Origin of the sequence: Pseudomonas sp. RW10S2, from assembly GCF_014268985.1 — a bacterium.
In the GTDB taxonomy this organism is placed as follows: domain Bacteria; phylum Pseudomonadota; class Gammaproteobacteria; order Pseudomonadales; family Pseudomonadaceae; genus Aquipseudomonas; species Aquipseudomonas wayambapalatensis.
Window position 1 is genome coordinate 1 of the sequence record NZ_JABWRO010000011.1, and the last position, 19,407, is coordinate 19,407.

General features: G+C 65.7%; 11 protein-coding genes. 7 read left to right on the top strand and 4 right to left on the bottom strand.

Going from position 1 to position 19,407, the window contains the following annotated elements:
• Positions 1-11: 11 nt before the first annotated feature.
• Together HU729_RS04230 and HU729_RS04235 are read right to left on the bottom strand one after the other, a co-directional pair.
• The gene (locus tag HU729_RS04230; protein WP_186708541.1) at positions 12-1,973 is read right to left on the bottom strand and encodes a methyl-accepting chemotaxis protein; all 1,962 of its coding nucleotides are present in this window, start codon (positions 1,971-1,973) and stop codon (positions 12-14) included.
• A gap of 113 nt (positions 1,974-2,086) precedes the next feature.
• Positions 2,087-3,703: a PleD family two-component system response regulator gene (locus tag HU729_RS04235; protein WP_186666020.1), complete on the bottom strand. Its 1,617-nt coding sequence runs from the start codon at positions 3,701-3,703 to the stop codon at positions 2,087-2,089.
• A 250-nt stretch (positions 3,704-3,953) separates the two neighbouring features.
• Between HU729_RS04235 and HU729_RS04240 the strand changes: the two genes are divergently transcribed.
• From HU729_RS04240 to speA, 4 genes are all read left to right on the top strand, one after another.
• A complete protein-coding gene (locus HU729_RS04240; protein WP_186666022.1) occupies positions 3,954-5,021 on the top strand; it encodes a DUF2333 family protein in 1,068 nt (355 codons plus the stop codon).
• The gene (locus HU729_RS04245; protein WP_186666024.1) at positions 5,018-5,551 is read left to right on the top strand and encodes an NUDIX hydrolase; all 534 of its coding nucleotides are present in this window, start codon (positions 5,018-5,020) and stop codon (positions 5,549-5,551) included. The genes HU729_RS04240 and HU729_RS04245 overlap by 4 nt, the downstream gene beginning before the upstream one ends.
• A gap of 209 nt (positions 5,552-5,760) precedes the next feature.
• The gene (locus HU729_RS04250) at positions 5,761-6,132 is read left to right on the top strand and encodes a translation initiation factor Sui1 (RefSeq protein WP_186666026.1); all 372 of its coding nucleotides are present in this window, start codon (positions 5,761-5,763) and stop codon (positions 6,130-6,132) included.
• Positions 6,133-6,284: 152 nt separating this feature from the next.
• Positions 6,285-8,198 (top strand): arginine decarboxylase, encoded by a 1,914-nt coding sequence (gene speA, locus HU729_RS04255; protein WP_153774079.1) that lies wholly within the window; start codon positions 6,285-6,287, stop codon positions 8,196-8,198.
• A 42-nt stretch (positions 8,199-8,240) separates the two neighbouring features.
• Here the strand turns inward: speA and HU729_RS04260 are convergent, their stop codons facing one another.
• Positions 8,241-9,578 (bottom strand): MATE family efflux transporter, encoded by a 1,338-nt coding sequence (locus HU729_RS04260; protein ID WP_186708543.1) that lies wholly within the window; start codon positions 9,576-9,578, stop codon positions 8,241-8,243.
• 204 nt (positions 9,579-9,782) lie between these two features.
• Between HU729_RS04260 and HU729_RS04265 the strand changes: the two genes are divergently transcribed.
• Positions 9,783-14,684 carry an alpha-2-macroglobulin gene (locus tag HU729_RS04265; protein WP_186708544.1) on the top strand — a complete coding sequence of 1,634 codons (4,902 nt, stop codon included), beginning with the start codon at positions 9,783-9,785 and terminating at the stop codon, positions 14,682-14,684.
• 58 nt (positions 14,685-14,742) lie between these two features.
• Here HU729_RS04265 and HU729_RS04270 read toward each other — a convergent pair whose 3' ends face one another.
• Positions 14,743-15,036: a hypothetical protein gene (locus tag HU729_RS04270; protein ID WP_054894193.1), complete on the bottom strand. Its 294-nt coding sequence runs from the start codon at positions 15,034-15,036 to the stop codon at positions 14,743-14,745.
• A 59-nt stretch (positions 15,037-15,095) separates the two neighbouring features.
• On the opposite strand from HU729_RS04270, the gene pbpC reads away from it, so the two are divergent.
• A complete protein-coding gene (pbpC, locus tag HU729_RS04275) occupies positions 15,096-17,456 on the top strand; it encodes a peptidoglycan glycosyltransferase PbpC (RefSeq protein WP_186708545.1) in 2,361 nt (786 codons plus the stop codon).
• A 252-nt stretch (positions 17,457-17,708) separates the two neighbouring features.
• A complete protein-coding gene (locus tag HU729_RS04280) occupies positions 17,709-19,295 on the top strand; it encodes a collagen-like triple helix repeat-containing protein (RefSeq protein ID WP_186708546.1) in 1,587 nt (528 codons plus the stop codon).
• Positions 19,296-19,407 lie beyond the last annotated feature (112 nt).

Below are 19,407 nucleotides of genomic sequence, written 5' to 3' on the forward strand. Positions count from 1 at the left end.
GGCCCTGCCGATCACACCCTGAAGGCCCGCACCGCGGTATTCAGCTCACCCCCCAGTTGCAGCAACTGCTCACCCTGCTCGCGCCCTTCGCCGATGCGTTGCAGGTTGTCCTCACCGAGCGCATGAATCCGCTCGCTGTGGTCGCGGATCTCGCTCACAGCACCGCTCTGCTGTGCGGTGACGTCGGCAATCCTCACCGCTGTATCGGAGATGGTGCGAATCGCGCTGACAATCTCATCCAGCGCACCGTCCGCCGCCTGGGCCTGGCTGGCGGTGGCCTCGGCGTGTTCGAGCTGGGTGCGCATGCCATTCACCGATTCGCGCGCCGCCTGCTGCAGGCGGTCGATCAGCGCCTGGATCTCGCCGGTGGCGCCGGTGGTGCGCTGGGCCAGCGAGCGCACTTCGTCGGCCACCACGGCAAAGCCGCGGCCCATTTCGCCAGCACGGGCCGCCTCGATCGCTGCGTTGAGGGCCAGCAGGTTGGTCTGCTCGGCGATCGAGCGGATCACCGTCAGCACGCCACCGATGGTCGCCGACTCCTCGGCCAGTTGTTCGATCAACTGCGCATTGCCCTGCACTTCATCGACCAACGCTCGCAGGCCGGAGAGGCTGTGGCCGATCACCGTCTGGCCGTGCTCCACGGCGCGCCCGGCGTCGCGGCTGGCATCTGCGGCCGAACTGGCATCGCCGGCCACTTGCTGGATGGTCGCCTCGAGCTCGCCCAGGGCATCGCGGATCTGTGCAGTATCGCCCGCCTGGCGCTCGGCACCGTCATGCAGCGCGCTGCTCATGCCGGCCAGGGCATGGCTGCTGCCTGCGACCTGCTCGGCGTTGTGGCGGATCGTGCCGACCAGGGTCACCAGGTACTGGCGCAGCCGGTTGAGCGACTCCTGGATGTCGTGCAGTTCAAGGTTGGTCTTGCCAAGGGCGACGGGCTGGGCGAAATCGCCCTCGGCCCAACGCGACAAGGCTGGCGCAAGGCTGGTAAGGGTGCGCGTCAGGCGGCGCTGCAAGGTGTCGATGAGTAGGGCGATCAGCAGAATCAGGCCGATCATCAGGCCCTGGATGACCCGGACCTCGCCAGCGATCTTCGCGTGCTGACCGCGCACTTCAGGTTCCAGTCCGGCGATGGCCTTTTGCACAGCTTCGAGGCGCTCGCTGGTGCTGGCGGCCAATGCGGCGCGGCGTTCGATCTGTTCACGGGTGCGCTGCAGTTCGGCCGGATAGCGCCCGAGCAAGCTTTGCAGTTCACGCTTGAGGCCGACGGCAACGTCCTCCTTCTGCTCGCTGCCCTGGCTTTGCAGGCCCATCATCGCGGCGAAGTCGTCGGCGTTGGATTCGGCCGCGCGGGTCACCCCCAGCAACGGCAGGCTGTCGATGATCTGCGCCTGGGCGCGGATCTGTTGCAGTTCGCGCTCCACTTCGTCCGCCAGTTCCGCGCGACCGCTGCTGACCAGCTTGTCGCGGGCCAGTGCCAGGCGGCCCAGGTGCAGCGAGGCGTCCATCAGTGGGGCCAGGTAGCGACCCGCCTCGGCGTTGCCACTGTCGCGGGCATAGCCGGCCAGTTGCTCCAGGTTGGCGCCCAGTTCGCGCTCGGCCTGCAGCAGCAATGCCTGCGGGTCTCCGGCCAGCTTGCCGGCGGCCAGCAGTTCGTTGGCGGTAAAGCCCTGCAGGCTGTCCAGGCTCGGGCGCAGCTTGGCGGCCAATGCGTCTGGCCATTCTCCGAGGGCGCTGTGCAACTGCTTGTTAGCCTCCATGGCCGAGGCATGGCGCAGGGCGTCGCCGCTGGCCAGGTAGGCCTGGATATTGCCGGCGGCCTCGTTCTGGAACTGCTGGGACAGCCCCAGGTAGCGCTCCATCATCTGATAGGGACGCTCCAGCGCACGCTGCGACCACCACAGGGTTGCACCCAGGGCAAAGCACACGGTCACCAGCAAGAGGGTGTTGAAATTGGTCAGCCACTTCAGGCGCATAGCCGCGAACTTCCTGCGGGAATGGAGAGGTAGGTGCCTGAAGTTATTGCGATTTTGTGACCGGGTGATGACGACGACGGGGTGGCGCCATAAAAAAGTGGCAGAGTGCCAGTCTAGGGCTCGACCCTCACCACACAGTTGCGCCCCGCGTGCTTGGCCCGGTACAGCGCCTCGTCCGCCGCGCTGGCCATGGTTAGCGCATCCAGCGCGTCATCGAGTTGCACCACCCCGGCGCTGAAGGTGCACTGCAGGTCGTGCGGCTGGGCGGGATAGTGGATTTCGGCAAAGCGCCGGCGGATCTCGTCGAGCACCTTGTGCGCAGCTTCCAGGCCGGTGTTGGGCATGACGATGGCGAATTCCTCGCCGCCATAGCGGCCGATGAAATCGGTCTTGCGCAGGCGCTGCTTGAGGAACAACGCCAGGCTCTTGATCACCCGGTCGCCCATGGGATGGCCATGGCGGTCGTTGATCTTCTTGAAGTGGTCGATGTCCAGCATGGCGAAGCTCAGTGGTTGTTCCTCGCGGCGGGCGCGGAAACTGCAGTCTTCGAGCAGTTGCAGGATGTGGGTGTGGTTGTACAGCCCGGTCAGGCTGTCGCGCACCATGCGCGCCTTGAGATGACGGGCGCGGGCGGCGCGGTTGCGCACGGTGGTGACCAGGTGACGGGCGCGGATCGGCTTGGTGAGGAAGTCGTCGCCACCTTCGCTCATGGCATCGAGCTGCTTGTCCAGGTCGTCCTCGGCCGACAGGTAGATGATCGGTACGCTGACATAACGGTCGTTGTGGCGGATTACCTTGGCCAGTTCGGTGCCGGTGCAGTCGGGCATGTACATGTCGAGGATGATCAGGTCGGGCTGGAAGTCAGCGAGCTCGGCCATGGTGCGGATCGGCTCGGTGAGCGTGCGGGTGATGATGCCGGCGCCGTTGAGCAGGCGCTCGGTGTGCATGGCCTGGGCGCGCGAGTCATCGATGATCAGCACCCGGAACGGGTCGTATTGGGTGGCGCTGGTCAGCAGTTCGACCTTCTCCAGCAGGCTGGATGCCTCCAGGGTGCCGGTGAGGAACTCCTGGCCTCCGGCGCGCACGGCGGCGAGGCGGGTCGGGGTGTCGGTCTCGTGGAGGCTGAAGAACAGCAGCGGGATGTGCAGCTCCAGCCCTTGCTGGGCGTCGGCGGCCAGTTTGAGGCCCTGGCCGGGGCCACTGAAGTCGACATCCATGACGATGGCCGACGGCAGGCGTTCGCTCATCGAGGCACGGAAGGCTTCGGCGTTGCCCAGTGCCTGCACGCCCAACCCGAAGAACTCCAGCTGTTGCGCCAGGCGTTCGGCGCGGTCATGGTCCTGCAGCAGGATGTACACCGGCTTGCGCAAGGGTGGCAGAGGCACATGATCGAGCTGGTCGCCCTTGCGCAGGCCGGTGCGCGACAGGCGTTGCATCAGGCGATTGAGCTCGCCGATCAGCTCGGAGTTGAGCCGCGTGCTGTTCGCTTCGATGGTCCTCAGCGTCTGTCCGATGGCAATCGACAGGCTGCCGTGCTCGGGCTGCTCGAAACGGTCGGCGTAGCGTTGCAGGCGCAGATTGGCATCGCCCAGTTCGCTCAGCCCTGCGCTCGACCACTCGCCACGCTGCAGGCGCTGCCAGATTTCGAGAATCTGTCGGGCCTGGTGAATGACCCGCTGGGCGAAATGCTGCTTCAAGCGCTCGTGGCTGGGCTCGGCTGGCTGGGTCATGTCCTGACTGCTTGTTGGAGGTTGGTGTGCAGGTTCAATGATGGCTCTATGCTAGCAGGTCTTTTCCTGCTCGCGAGTGCTGTGGGTCAACAAAGCGTTCCGGCCCGATTATTCAGTTCCCGACCCATTGGTCGCTTATGCGTATGGCGGCGTCTGCTTTATAGTGCTGGGACGCGGGCTTGTCGTGGCACCCTGGCCGAGGCCTGTGGTCCAAGCCCCTGAACCGTCATGATTGATTAAGGACAACGCCATGCTGGACTGGAAAAACCGTGAGGCCAAGGCCGAGCGCCCCGAGCGCGTCGATGGCCGTGGCGCTGCCACCCGTAGCTACCTCGGCGGCCTCTGGAGCCGCGCCCTGGGCACCCTGATCGGCCTGTACCTGCTGGTGTGCATCGGCCTTGGCTGGTACTGGAGCGAAGAGCCTGATCTGTTCCCGGTGCAACAGAATGCCCAGGCTGCGGCCGAGCGTAACGGCCAGCAGATGGTGGTTGGCTATACCACCATCGAAACCCTCAAGACAGTGGCCGGCACCCTGCTCGACAAGCCGGGTGGGTATATCTCCAACGACCGCTTCCCGCCGGGGCTGTGGATGGACAACATGCCGAGCTGGGAATATGGCGTGTTGGTCCAGGTGCGCGACCTGTCGCGTGCGCTGCGCAAGGACTTCGCTCGCTCGCAGTCGCAATCGACCGAAGACGCCGACCTGGCCAAGGCCGAGCCGCGCTTCAACTTCGACAACAAGAGCTGGATCCTCCCTTCCAGCGAGTCGGAGTTCGAGGAGGGCATCAAGTCGCTCAACCGCTACCAGGTGCGCCTGGCCGCTGGCGACCAGGGCGCGATCTTCTATACCCGCGCCGACAACCTGAACAACTGGCTGGGCGACGTTGCCACGCGTCTGGGATCGTTGTCCCAACGCCTGTCGGCCAGCGTCGGCCGGGTCAAGCTCAACAGCAACCTGAAGACCGAAACCGTCCAGGCCGGCCAGGCACCGCAGGTCGACGAGGAGATCGTCGAGACGCCATGGCTGCAGATCGACAACGTCTTCTACGAAGCCCGCGGCCAGGCCTGGGCGCTGTCGCATCTGCTGCGCGCCATCGAGGTCGACTTCGCCGACGTACTGGCCAAGAAGAACGCCACCGTCAGCGTGCGTCAGATCATTCGTGAGCTGGAAGCTTCGCAGGAGCCGCTGTGGAGCCCGATGGTACTCAACGGCAGTGGCTTCGGCATGTGGGCCAACCACTCGCTGGTGATGGCCAACTACATCTCCCGGGCCAACGCCGCAGTCATCGACCTGCGTCAGTTGCTCTCGCAAGGATGACCATCAATCCCGCCGAGGTCGCGCACCGCGCGGCCTCCGATGCCGAGCTGGTGGCCTGGGTGGACGAACACGACCAGCCGCTTGGCGCCCTGGCGCGGGCCGAGTTGCGCGAGCGAGGGTTGATCGGGCGCTGTACCTTCATCCTGCTGTTCAACAGCCAGGGCGAGCTGTGCGTGCACCGGCGCACCTTGAGCAAGGCGCTGTATCCCGGGTATTGGGATGTGGCGGCCGGTGGCATGGTCGGGGTGCACGAGGAGTACGCCGAGTCTGCGGCCCGCGAGCTGGAAGAGGAACTGGGCATCGCTGGCGTCGCGTTGCGTTTTCACGAGAAGTTCTACTTCGATCAGTTGGGCAACCGCTTGTGGTGCGCGGTGTTCTCGGCGGTGTCCGACGCGCCGCTGCGGCTGCAGCCTGAAGAGGTGATCGAGGCGCGCTTCGTCACTGTGGAGCAGGCAGAGGCCGAGAGCCGGGAGAAGGACTTCTGTCCGGACTCGCTGGAGGCGTTGCGCCGGTACAAGGCGAGCCTGTAGCCGTCAGCGCTCCCCCACGTCGCAAAACATTCGCAAAATGCCGCAATCCAGTACTTAGCAAGCCAGGAATTTATCGTTACACTGCGCGCCCTTTTCGGGCTGTCGCAACACCTGCGACAGTAGCGCCGCCCCTGCCAGAGTGGGGCTTCGCGGTCGGTCCAGTCCCCCTGTGGTCCGACCAGTTTTTGTCCTCAGCAAGAGGAACAAAAGTGGCCAAGAAAGCTTCTTCCTTCTCCGCCCTCGGCGGTCTCGTGTTTTCCACCGACGCTGGTCGGCACTGCCCCGACTGCAGCCAGCCGGTGGACGCGTGTGTCTGCAAGCAGCAACTGATCCCCGAAGGCGATGGCATTGCCCGGGTACGCCGTGAAAGCAAGGGGCGTGGCGGCAAGACCGTCACCACCATCACTGGCGTACCGCTGCCGCTCGAGCAGCTCAAGGACCTCGCCAGCACGCTCAAACGGCGATGCGGCACCGGTGGTGCCTTGAAAGACGGTGTCATCGAGATCCAGGGTGATCACGTCGAACTGCTGCTCGCCGAGCTGATCAAGCAGGGTTTCAAGGCGAAGAAGTCCGGCGGTTGAGTGTTGCCCGCAGGCATTTTTGCCGAGCGCTTTCTAAACTCGTTTCCGTTGCCGGGGTCTACCCGGGGACGGACGAATCGTCATTTTCAGCTTCTACACTGCGCCCGCACCCACCGCGGGGCAGTGTCTTGACTTATCTATAGGGGACTTGAATGTCCGTACGACGCACACGCAAAGACGATGGCAGCCAATGGACCGTGGCCGACAGCCGCAGTGTTTATGGTATCCGCCATTGGGGCGCTGGTTATTTCGCCATCAATGAAGCCGGGCGTGTCGAAGTGCGCCCCAACGGCCCCGACAGCGCGCCGATCGACCTCTTCGAGCAGGTCGACGAGCTGCGCCAGAGTGGCCTGTCGCTGCCACTGCTGGTCCGTTTCCCGGACATCCTGCAGGACCGCGTACGCCAACTGACCGGTGCCTTCGACGCCAACATCGCGCGCCTGGAGTACCAGAGCCAGTACACGGCCCTTTATCCGATCAAGGTCAACCAGCAGGAAGCGGTGGTCGAGAACATCATCGCCACGCAAAACGTCTCCATCGGCCTCGAAGCCGGCTCCAAGCCCGAGCTGCTGGCCGTGCTGGCGCTGGCGCCCAAGGGCGGTACCATCGTCTGCAACGGCTACAAGGACCGTGAGTTCATCCGCTTGGCACTGATGGGCCAGAAGCTGGGCCACAACGTATTCATCGTCATCGAGAAGGAATCCGAGGTCGCCCTGGTGATCGAGGAGGCCGCCGAGCTCAAGGTCAAGCCACAGGTCGGCCTGCGCGTGCGCCTGTCGTCGCTGGCGTCGAGCAAGTGGGCCGACACCGGGGGCGAGAAATCCAAGTTCGGCCTGTCGGCTGCGCAATTGCTGTCGGTGGTCAGCCGCTTCCGTGATGCCGGGCTGGACCAGGGTATCCGCCTGCTGCACTTCCACATGGGCTCGCAGATCGCCAACCTCGCCGACTACCAGCACGGCTTCAAGGAAGCCATCCGCTATTACGGCGAGCTGCGCGGCCTGGGCCTGCCGGTCGATCACATCGACGTCGGTGGCGGGCTGGGCGTCGACTACGATGGCACCCACTCGCGCAACGCCAGCTCGATCAACTACGACATGGATGACTATGCCGGCGTGGTGGTGGGGATGCTCAAGGAGTTCTGCGACGCCCAGGGCTTGCCGCACCCGCATATCTTCTCCGAGAGCGGTCGCTCGCTGACTGCGCACCACGCCATGCTGGTGATCCAGGTCACCGACGTCGAAAGCCACAACGACGAAGTGCCGACCATCGAGAACAAGGAGGCGCTGCCCGAGACCGTGCAGTGGCTGGCCGACCTGCTCGGCCCGACCGACATCGAGATGGTCACCGAGACCTACTGGCGTGCCACCCACTACATGGGTGACGTGGCCGCGCAGTATGCCGATGGCAAGATCAGCCTCTCCGAGAAAGCCCTGGCCGAGCAATGCTACTTCGCTGTGTGCCGTCGCCTGCACAACTCGCTCAAGGCTCGCCAGCGTTCGCACCGCCAGGTGCTGGACGAGCTCAACGACAAGCTCGCCGACAAGTACATCTGCAATTTCTCGGTATTCCAGAGCCTGCCCGACACCTGGGCCATCGGCCAGGTGCTGCCGATCATCCCGCTGCACCGCCTGGACGAAGAGCCCATGCGCCGTGCGGTGCTGCAGGACCTGACCTGCGACTCGGACGGCAAGATCAACCAGTACGTCGACGAGCAGAGCATCGAGACCAGCATGCCGGTGCATGCGGTACGCGAAGGTGAGGACTACCTGCTGGGCGTGTTCCTGGTCGGCGCCTACCAGGAAATCCTGGGGGACATGCACAACCTGTTCGGTGACACCGACTCGGTGAACATCTACCAGAACGCCGACGGCAGCGTGTACCACGCTGGCATCGAGACCCACGACACCATCGAGGACATGCTGCGCTACGTGCACCTGTCGCCGGAGGAGTTGATGACCCACTACCGCGACAAGGTCGCCAGCGCCAAGATCAGCGCCCGTGAGCGGACCCAGTTCCTCGACGCGCTGCGCCTGGGCCTGACTCGGTCTTCGTACCTGTCGTCGTGATCGGCGGGCCGCTCCTGCAAGGTTTGCGGGAGCGGCCCTGCTTCAATCGATCCACGCTCCCCGCTGCTGCAACCGCCACCCCACCCACCCCAGCGTCACCGCGCGCAATCCCATGAACCCGAGAAACGCCAGCCACAATCCATGGTTGCCGAACCCTCGCAGGGCGAATGCCAGCGGCAACGCGATCGCCACCGATACCAGCATCGCGTTGCGCATCTCGCGCGCTCGAGTAGCGCCGATGAACAGGCCATCCAGCAGATAGCTCCACACCGCTACCAGCGGCAGCAGCGCCAGGTAAGGCAGGTAAGGGTAGGCTGCGTCACGCACGCTCTGGATGTCGGTCTGCAGGTCGATGAACAAGTGCCCACCCAGCAGGAACAGCCCGGCAAAGACCAGACTGACGATCAGTGACCAACCACAGGCGACCACCAGCGAGCGGCGCAGGGTGTCGCGCTCACGTGCGCCGATGGCGTGGCCGCACAGGGCCTCGACCGCATGCGCCAGGCCGTCCAGGGCATAGGCAGTCAGCAGCAGGCCATTGAGCAGCAGCGCGTTGGCCGCGACCGTCGCTTCACCCAGGCGCGCGCCCTGCACGGTGATCAGCAGGAACACCAGTTGCAGCGCCAGGCTGCGCAGGAAGATATCGCGGTTGACCGCCAGCAGCGGGCGCCAGGCCTGCCAGCGTTTCAGCGCTGCCCAGGCGATGCGTCCCGGATAGGCGCGCAGCGCCGGGCGGGTCAGGGCAAGGCCCAGCAGCGCCGCGCTCCATTCGGCGATCACCGAGGCCCGCGCCGAACCGAGTACGCCCCAGTCCAGTCCGAGCACGAACCACAGGTTGAGGACGATGTTCAGCAGGTTGGTGGTCAGCAGGATCGCCAGCGGCGCACGAGCATTCTGGGTGCCGAGGAACCAGCCGACCAGGGCATAGCTGGCCAGTGCCGCCGGCAGGCCGAGCAGGCGGGTATGGAAGAAGGCTTCGGTCGAGGCTTGCAGGGCCTCGCTGGGCTGCATCGCCTGTAGGGCCAACTGGCTGAGGGGCAGGGCGAGCAGGCCGATCAGCACGGCGAACGCCAGCGCCAGCAGCAGCCCCTGAACCAGCACCTGGCGTAGTGCGGCGCCGTCGGCGCGACCGGCGGCCTGGGCTGCAAAACCGGTCGAACCCATGCGCAGGAACCCCATCAGGCCGACCATGAAGGTGAACAACGTCGCGCCAACGGCGACGGCACCGAGCTGGTGGGCGTGGGGCAGGTGGCCGATGACCGTGCTGTCGACCAGTGCCACCAACGGCACCGAGATGTTCGAAAGAATCATCGGCGCGGCCAAGGCCCAGACCTTGCGGTGGGTGAGGCGGTGCTGCCAGTCGTTGAGCAGTGAGGGCATGCGATTGCGCTTATCCTGTGGGAGCGGGCTTGCCCGCGAAGGGGCGCACGGCGGCCCCGGTTTTCGGCTGCTGGCCATTGTACCGGCCAGGCAACCAATCCGTGCGAACGCGGTCTCATTTGCCACTGCAGCGCAGGTAGCCTGCCTGACGTTGCGCTATAGTTTCTGCCCTCACCACCCTGCTGCCGAAGAGTCCTCTCTCCTATGCTCAACAAAGGATTGTTGCTGGCCTGCGCGCTGGCCCTGCTCAGTGCCTGTGATTCCTCTTCCAAGGACACCCCCGCGCCGGCTGAAAAGCCCGCGGCCAGCGTGCCTGCCGAAGCCAAGCCCGCCAAGCGCGAGGACCCGGCAGCGCTCGCCAAGCGCTACGCCGACCGTGAACTCAATGTGCTGGACGTCTCGGAGGTCCAGCTCGACGGTGCCAGTACCCTGTCGATCAGCTTCTCGGTGCCGCTCGATGCCAACCAGAACTTCGCCGCCAAGGTGCACCTGGTCGATACCGTCAAGGGCAAGCTCGACGGCGCCTGGGAGCTGTCCGACAACCAGATGGAACTGCGTCTGCGCCACCTCGAGCCGCAGCGCAAGCTGGTGCTGACCGTCGACAAGGGCCTGCTCGCGGTTAACGGCAAGACGCTTCAGGGTGAGTCGGTCAGCCGCCTGGAAACCCGCGACATGCAGCCGACCATCGGTTTTGCCAGCCGTGGCTCCCTGTTGCCCACCCGCCTGGCCGAAGGCCTGCCGGTGATCGCCCTGAACGTCGACAAGGTCGATGTCGAGTTCTTCCGGGTCAAACCGGAAATGCTCTCGACCTTCCTGGTCAACTGGGGCCGAAACAGCAGCCTGTACTACTACCAGTCCAAGGAAACCCTGGACATGGCCGAGCTGGTCTACAGCGGCCGCTTCGACCTGCACCCTGCACGCAATACTCGCGAAACCGTACTGCTGCCGATCGCCGGGATCAAGCCGTTGCAGGAGCCGGGCGTCTACCTGGCGGTGATGCGCGCCTCCGGCACCTACGACTATTCGCAACCGGCGACCCTGTTCACCCTCAGTGATATCGGCGTGTCCGCGCACCGCTACCGTGACCGCCTGGACGTGTTCGCCCAGGCCCTCGAGGGCGGCAAGGCCCTGAGCGACGTGACCCTCGAGCTGCACGACGACAAGGGCAAGCTGCTGGCCCAGGCCAAGACCGATGGCAAGGGCCATGCCGAGTTGCCGATCACGGCCAAGGCCGACACCCTGATCGCCACCCAGGGCGTGCACACCACGCTGCTGCGCCTGAACACCGCCGCACTGGACCTGGCCGAATTCGACATCACCGGCCCGCAAGCCAATCCGCTGCAGTTCTTCATCTTTGGCCCGCGTGACCTGTATCGCCCCGGCGAAACCGTACTGCTCAACGGCCTGCTGCGCGACCAGGACGGCAAGCCGGTCAAGGCCCAGCCGGTGACGGTCGAAGTGCGTCGCCCTGATGAGCAGGTCAGCCGCAAGTTCGTCTGGGAGGCCGACCAGAACGGCCTGTTCCAATATCAGCTGCAATTGGCTACCGAGGCGCCGACCGGGCGCTGGCAACTGCTGCTCGACCTCGGCGGTGGCCGCAAGCAGGTCTACGAGTTCCTCGTCGAAGACTTCCTGCCCGAGCGCCTGGCGCTGGAGCTCAAGGGCAGCAAGACCCCCCTCAGCCCCGAACAAACCGCACGCATCCAGGTCAATGGCCGCTATCTCTATGGCGCGCCAGCTGCCGGCAACCGCCTGAGCGGCCAGGCCTACATCCGCCCGCTGCGTGAAGCCGTACCGGCGCTGCCGGGTTATCAGTTCGGCTCGGTTACCGAGAGCGAACTGACCCAGGACCTGGAACTCGATGAAGTCACCCTCGACCAGGCCGGCAAGGCCACCGTCGATATCGAGAGCCGCTGGGCCGAGGCCCGCTCGCCGCTGCAATTGACCGTGCAGGCCAGCCTGCAGGAGTCTGGCGGTCGCCCGATCACCCGTCGCCTGGAGCAGCCGATCTGGCCGGCTGATCGCCTGCCGGGCCTGCGCGGCCTGTTCGATGGCGAAGAGACCGACAACGATGCCCCGGTGCAGTTCGAGGTGCTGGTCGCCGACCGCGACGGCAACAAGCTCGCCGCCGACGACCTCAAGGTGCGGTTGATCCGCGAGCGTCGCGACTACTACTGGAACTACTCGCAAAGCGATGGCTGGAGCTACAACTACAACGAGAAATTCCTCACCCAGAGCGAGGAAACCGTCAGCGTCAAGGCCGGCTCCACCGCCAAGTTGACCTTCCCGGTGGAGTGGGGGCCTTACCGCGTCGAGGTCGAAGATCCCGAAACCGGGCTGGTATCCAGCGAGCGCTTCTGGGCCGGTTACCGCGCCCAGGACAACGCCGAAGGTGGGGCAGTACGCCCTGACCAGGTCAAGCTGGCGCTGGACAAACCTTCCTACGCCGACGGTGCCACCGCCAAGGTTACCGTCACGCCACCTGCGGCCGGCAGCGGCTACCTGATGATCGAGTCCAGCGACGGTCCGCTGTGGTGGCAGGAGATCGACGTACCTGCCGAAGGCAAGACCTTCGAGGTCGAGCTGGACAAGAAATGGGCCCGCCACGACCTCTATATCAGCGCCCTGGTGATTCGTCCGGGTGAGCGCAAGGTCAATGCCACGCCCAAACGCGCCGTCGGTGTGCTGCACCTGCCGCTGGACCGCGCCGAGCGCAAGCTGGCGGTCAGCCTGCAGGCGCCGGAGAAGATGCGCCCCAAGCAGCCCCTGACCGTGAAGTTCAAGGCCGTCAATGCCGACGGCAGCGTGCCGAAGCAGGTGCATGTGCTGTTGTCTGCGGTGGATGTGGGCATCCTCAACATCACCGACTTCAAGACCCCCGACCCCTTCGCCAGCCTGTTCGGTCGCAAGGCCTACGGCGCCGACCAGTTGGATATCTACGGCCAGTTGATCGAAGCCGGCCAGGGCCGCCTGGCGAGCCTGGCCTTCGGGGGGGACGCCGCCATGGCCAAGGGTGGCAAGCGCCCGAACACCACGGTCACCATCGTCGCCCAGCAGAGCCTGCCGGTGACGCTCGACGAGAAGGGCGAAGGGCAGGCCACAGTCGATATCCCCGACTTCAACGGCGAACTGCGCCTGATGGCGCAGGCCTGGACCGACGAGCACTTCGGCATGGCCGAAGGCAAGACGGTCGTCGCTGCGCCGCTGATCGCCGAGCTGTCGGCGCCGCGCTTCCTCGCCGGTGGCGACCAGACTCGCCTGGCCCTGGACCTGGCCAACCTGTCTGGCCGTGCCCAGCAGCTCAACGTGCAGGTGACCACCGACGGGCAACTCGACCTCGCCGGTGCCGCCCAGCAGAGCATCAACCTTGCCGAAGGCCAGCGCAGCACGCTGATGATTCCGGTGCAGGCCCGCGGTGGCCTGGGGCAGGGCAAGGTGCACGTGCGTGTCGATGGCCTGCAGTTGCCTGGCGAGACGGCCACCGGCTTCGAGCGCGAATGGACCCTGGGTGTGCGCCCGGCGTATCCGGCGATGCTCAAGCACTACCGCGTGGCGCTCAAGGACCAACCCTGGACTTTGCCCGAGAACGAGCTGGCCGAGTTCGAACCGGCAGGCCTTGAAGCCAGCCTTGCGCTGTCGAGCCGCCCACCGCTGAACCTGGCCGAGCAGATCCGTGCCCTCGAAGCCTATCCCTACGGCTGCCTGGAGCAGACCACCAGTGGCCTCTATCCCTCGCTCTATGCCGATGCCGACAGCCTCAAGCGTCTGGGTATCAAGGGTGAGCCGACCGATGTGCGCAAGCGCAAGATCGAAATGGGCATCGAGCACTTGCTTGGCATGCAGCGCTACAACGGCAGTTTCGGCCTGTGGAGTTCGGACAGCGAGGAAGAGTACTGGCTGACCGCCTACGTCACCGACTTCCTTCTGCGTGCGCGTGAGCAAGGCTACGGCGTGCCTGCCGAGGCCTTGAAGAAGGCCAACGAGCGCCTGCTGCGCTATCTGCAGGAGCGCAACCTGATCGAGGTCGACTACAGCCAGGACGCCGAACACACCCGCTTTGCCGTGCAGGCCTACGCCGCGCTGGTGCTTGCCCGCAGTCAGCAAGCGCCGCTGGGTGCGCTGCGCAGCCTGTTCGAACGCCGCAGCGATGCCCGCTCCGGCCTGCCGCTGGTGCAACTGGCGGTGGCGCTGGACAAGATGGGCGACAAGCCGCGCTCGCAGCAGGCGTTGCAGGCAGGCCTGGCGATAGGCCGTGGCAAGGGTTGGCTGGCCGACTACGGCAGCGCCGTGCGTGACCAGGCGCTGATCCTGGCGCTGCTTCAGGAGAACAACCTGGCCAGCAACCAGGTCGATCAACGCCTGTTCGCGTTGTCCGACGAACTGGCCTCCAACCGCTGGCTGTCGACCCAGGAGCGCAATGCGCTGTTCCTCGCCGGCCGCGGCCTGCTGGGCAAGCCCGAAGGCAACTGGCAGGCGCGTCTTGACAGCGCTGGTGAGGTTCGCGAGTTCAACAACACCGAATCGGGCATGAAGCTCGAAGGCCCGTTGCTGGCATCGCCGCTGAGCATCCAGAACCAGGGCAGCGATACGCTGTACCAGCAGTTGACCCTGTCCGGCTATCCGCGGCAGGCGCCTGCGGCCAGCAGCAATGGTATGGAGATCCGTCGCGAGTACCTGGGCATGAACGGCCAGGCCCTGGACCTGCGCAACCTGCGCAGTGGCGACCTGGTGCTGGTGCACCTGGCGCTCAAGGCCCAGAGCCAGGTGCCGGATGCGCTGGTGGTCGACCTGCTGCCGGCGGGTCTGGAGCTGGAAAACCAGAACCTGGCCCAGAGCGCCGCCAGCCTCGACAACGCCAGCAGTGCCGTCAAGCAGTGGCGCGAATCGATGCAGAACGCCAGCGTGGTGCACCAGGAGTACCGCGACGACCGTTATGTGGCCGCCCTCAAGCTCGACAGCTACGGCACCACGCACCTGCTGTACCTGGCGCGTGCGGTAACGCCGGGCAGCTATCGCATTCCGCCGCCGCAGGTAGAGTCGATGTACCGGCCGAACCTGCAGGCAGTGGGGGATAGTCAGGGCGAGATGGTGGTGCGTAGCCGTTGATGCGACTGTGGGAGCGGGTGACTCCGCTCCCACAGGTTCATGGATGGCGGGCCTCGGGTCAGTGAATGATCCAGCTCAACACCCACAAGCCCAGCACCAGCCAGATGATGCCCATCACGATCGACGCCCGCATGAACGCCCGGATCGCCGAGTACAGCAGCATCAGCCCGACGATCAGCGCAAGGATGCTGACCAGCGAGGTGTCCATGCCCAAGGTGCGCGCCAGCCCGTCGATGAAATTGCCGCCGGCATTGGCCAGCAGATTGAACAGCCCGCTCATGATATCGACGATGAACTTGATCACCGCGCCCAGCGCCTGGCCCAACCACTCGAAAAACCCTTCTACATGCATAGCTGCTTCCTGATGATCATCCCAAGCCTTTGGCCATCGTTCGATGGGGTCGGTTCCCGATGCCAGGCGCAAGCATAGTTCGCCCGCGTACGCGCAGCGCAAGGATCTTGCGTGGTGTCGGCATTACTGTGCTGTCGAGCGTCGTCTTGCTGTGGCTGGCGGATCGCCTGTGGCCGTTGCCGATGCCTGGTGACGACCTGGCGCGGGTGGTGCTCGCCGAGGACGGCACGCCGCTGTGGCGCTTCGCCGATGCCGACGGCGTGTGGCGCTATCCGGTCAGCCCCGATGAGGTATCGCCCTTGTATCTGGAGGCGCTGCTCACCTACGAAGATCGCTGGTTCTACGACCATCCCGGGGTCAACCCGCTGGCCCTGGCGCGTGCGGCCTGGCTGAACCTGCGGGGCGGGCGTGTGGTGTCTGGTGGCAGCACGCTGTCGATGCAGGTGGCGCGCCTGCTCGATCCCCACGACCGCACCCTGGCCGGAAAACTGCGTCAGCTGTGGCGCACCGCTCAGCTGGAATGGCACCTGTCAAAGCGCGAGATCCTGCAGATCTACCTCGATCGCGCGCCCTTCGGCGGCACCCTGCAGGGCGTCGCCGCCGCCAGTTGGGCTTACCTGGGCAAGTCGCCCAAGCACCTCACGCCTGCCGAGGCGGCATTGCTGGCCGTACTGCCCCAGGCGCCCAGCCGCCTGCGCCCGGATCGCCATCCCGAGCGTGCGCAGCGTGCCCGCGACAAGGTGCTGCAACGCCTGGCCGATTACCAGGTGTGGCCTGAGCAGCGGATTGCCGAGGCCCGCGAAGAGCCCTTGCTGCTCGCCCCGCGCCAGGAGCCGGCGCTGGCGCCACTGCTGGCTCGGCGGCTGAACACGGCGGACAGCCCACCGCTGATCCGCACCACGCTCGATGCGTCGTTGCAGCGCCGTCTCGAAGACCTGCTGCTCGGTTGGCGTGCACGCCTGCCCGAGCGCACTTCGGCAGCCATCCTGGTGGTCGAGTCGCAGACCATGGCCGTGCGTGCCTACCTGGGGTCCATCGACCTGGGCGATGAGCGCCGCTTCGGCCATGTCGACATGGTGCATGCCCTGCGTTCGCCCGGCTCGACCCTCAAGCCGTTTCTCTATGGCATGGCCCTGGACGATGGGCTGATCCACTCCGAATCGCTGCTGCAGGACGTACCGCGCCGCTATGGCGACTACCGTCCGGGCAACTTCTCGATGGGCTTCAGCGGGCCGGTGTCGGCCAGTTCGGCGCTGGCGTTGTCGCTCAACCTACCAGCGGTTCAGTTGCTCGAAGCCTATGGGCCCAAGCGCTTTGCCGCGCAGATGCGCATCGGTGGCGTGCCCTTGGTACTGCCGCCGCTGGCCGAGCCGAACCTGTCGCTGATTCTCGGCGGTGCAGGCAGCCGTCTGGAGGACCTGGTCGGCGGTTATGCGGCGTTGGCCCGCGAGGGCAAGAGCGCGAAGATCCGCCTGCAGCCCCAGGATCCGCTGCTGGAGCGGCGCCTGTTGTCGCCGGGTTCGGCGTGGATTGTACGGCGTATTCTCAGCGGCCAGGCGCGCCCGGACCGCGACCCGCATGCCGAGCTTGTGCAGCGCCCGCAACTGGCCTGGAAAACCGGCACCAGCTATGGCTTTCGCGATGCCTGGTCGGTGGGGGTCGGGCCGCGGTACATCATTGGTGTGTGGATAGGCCGACCCGATGGCACGCCGGTGCCGGGCCAGTTCGGCCTGGCTTCGGCAGCGCCGCTGATGCTGCAGGTGCACGACCTGTTGAGCAACCGCGACAGCCAGCGCGGCATTGCCGTGCCGGTGGAAAACGTGCCGGGCAGTGTCGGCGTCGCAGCGATCTGCTGGCCGCTGGGGCAGCCAATGAATCGTCAGGACCCGCAATGCCGCCGCCAGCGTTTTGCCTGGACCCTCGACGGCACCACGCCGCCGACCTTGCAGGCTGCCGACCAGCCGCTGGGGTTGGGCCTGCGCGAAACGGTGTGGGTCAATGAGCGCGGTTTGCGGGTCGATGCCAACTGTCCTGGGGCGAAAACGCAGGAAATTGCCCTCTGGCCTGCCCCTCTGGAACCTTGGCTGCCGCGGGTAGAGCGGCGCAGTGCGCGGCTGCCGATGGTCGATCCTGGCTGTCCACCGCAGGCGGCGCCCAGCGCGCCGCCGCTGTCGATCGTCGGTGTTCGAGCAGGCGACAACTTGCGCCGGCCGCTCACCAGTCACGAGCCATTGCAACTGCACGTATCGGCGCTGGGTGGGGCAGGGCGGCGCTGGTGGTTCCTCAATGGCCGGCCGCTGGGCGAGACCGAAGGGCAGGACAGCCTGCTGGTGCGTTTCGAGCAGTCAGGACGCATCGAGTTGAGTGCCTTGGATGAGAGCGGCGAGACGGCACGGGTCGAGTTCCAGGTGGCGGAGTAGCCTCTCTCTGCCAGCGTTTCCTTGTACTAATGACATGGTATTAAACCTTTCGGTCACCCATTCGGGCGAATATTTCAACTTGCTGAATTCCATGGATTTTTTATCGGCGTCAGCACCTTATCCCGCTGTATTAATACCAACTTACGACCTACCGCCGTCGAACCGCCAGAGCTTCACTGCTGACTGAAGGCATAACGCTGGCCAGCCTGGCCAGCGCGCCTATCCAACAACAAAGCAGTGCGGGAGTCGCCCATGAAAACTCAGGTTTGGATGAAAGCGAGTACGGCATTGGCGCTGGTCATGGCCCTTGGGCTTGCCGGGTGCAGCAGCGGTGGTGGTGGTCATCACAGCGAGGTTGATGGCTCGTCCGCCGATGGTGGCGCTGGTGCAGGTGCAGGCGGCGGCTCCGACGGAACGGGCGGCAGCGGTGGTGATGGCGGCGGTATGGCGGGTGGTGGCAACGGCGCAGGCAACGGTGGCACTGGTGGTGGCACTGGTGGTGGAGGAGATGGTACGGGAGGCGGTGGTACCAATCCTGGTAACGGTGGCGGAACGCCAGGCGGTGGTGATGGTGGTACCGGTGGCGGTAATACGCCGACTCCGCTGGTCACCGGTCAGGTCGTCGGCCAGGTCGGCAATACCGTTTCCGGCCTGGGCGATGGTGTCAGCAACCTGGGTGAGGTGATCGGCTCGCTGCCTGTGGCGGGGAACACTTCGTTGACCGGCGGCGTGGGTTCGCTGGTGTCGTCCACGGGTGATGCAGTCAGCAGTGTCGGCTCCGGCCTGAGCGAGGGCCTTGGGCAACTGGGCACCGGAAACAATGCCGTCGGTACCACGCTGGGCGTGGTGGGTGCGGCCACCTCCAACCTGGGGACCGGCGTATCCGGCCTGGGGCAGGGCGTAGGTGGGCTGGCAACGAATTCACCGGTCGAGCAGATTCCGTTGGTCAATCAAGTGGTGGCAGGCGCCGGGCAAGGTGTAGACCGTGTCGGCCAGGCCGTCACCATGTTGGGCAACACGCTGACCCCCATCGGCACCAACGGGCCGCTGGCTGGTGCCACCCAAGGGGTGAGCAATGCGTTGGTACCGGTGGTATCGCTGGTGGAAAACACCACCGCCAACGTCACCCGACAAACCGGGCTCGCAGGCCCGCTGAACCAGACCCTCAACCAGGTCGGCGGTGCACTCGACCAGGCCGGGCAACAGGTTGCAGGTGCCGGCAACGGTAATCCATTGACCAGTACGCTCGGGCAAGCGGTGAGCAACGTAGGCAGCACTGTCAGCACCACCAGCGGCCTGGCCCCGACAACCGGCGGTGCACGCACGGGCCTGCTGGAAACCGTCGGCGGCGTGGTGGCTGGCGCGGGCAGCGGGCTGGCGGCGGGCACTGGCAATCCGGCAGTGGTGTCGGCAGGTGGCAGCACGGGGCAGGTTGGCAATACCGTTGCTGCGCTCGGCACCGTGCTCGGTGGCAATGGCGTCACCAATACTGCAGCAGGTGCTCCGGTGGCAGCGGTAACGCAACAGGTGAGCGCCGGTGTGGCGCCGGTCGTCAGTGGCGTGGCCAGTGTCACCCAGCAGGTTGGCGCTGCGACGGGCGTCGGTGCGCCGGTCGCCGGGTTGCTCAATCAGGTGGGTGGTGCGGTGGCCAGTGCAGGCAGCCAGCTCGGCGCGGCCACTGGCAACCCGGTAGTCAGCCAGGTGGGCGCGACGGTCAGCGCAGTCGGTGGCACCGTTGGCCAGGCCGGCACGCTGGTCAATGGCGGTGCTGGCCAGGGAGGTGGGCTCGGCGGCGTACTCGGTGGTGTGACCGGGGCCTTGGGTGGCGCGCAGCGTTGATCCACTGCCCGGCGGATTTTTTTCGTGGATCCGCCGGGCGCCTGGTTAGACGACAGCCTGCTCAGCACCTACGCTTGCATTGACAAGGGGCGCTCGAACCGGGCGCCCTGGG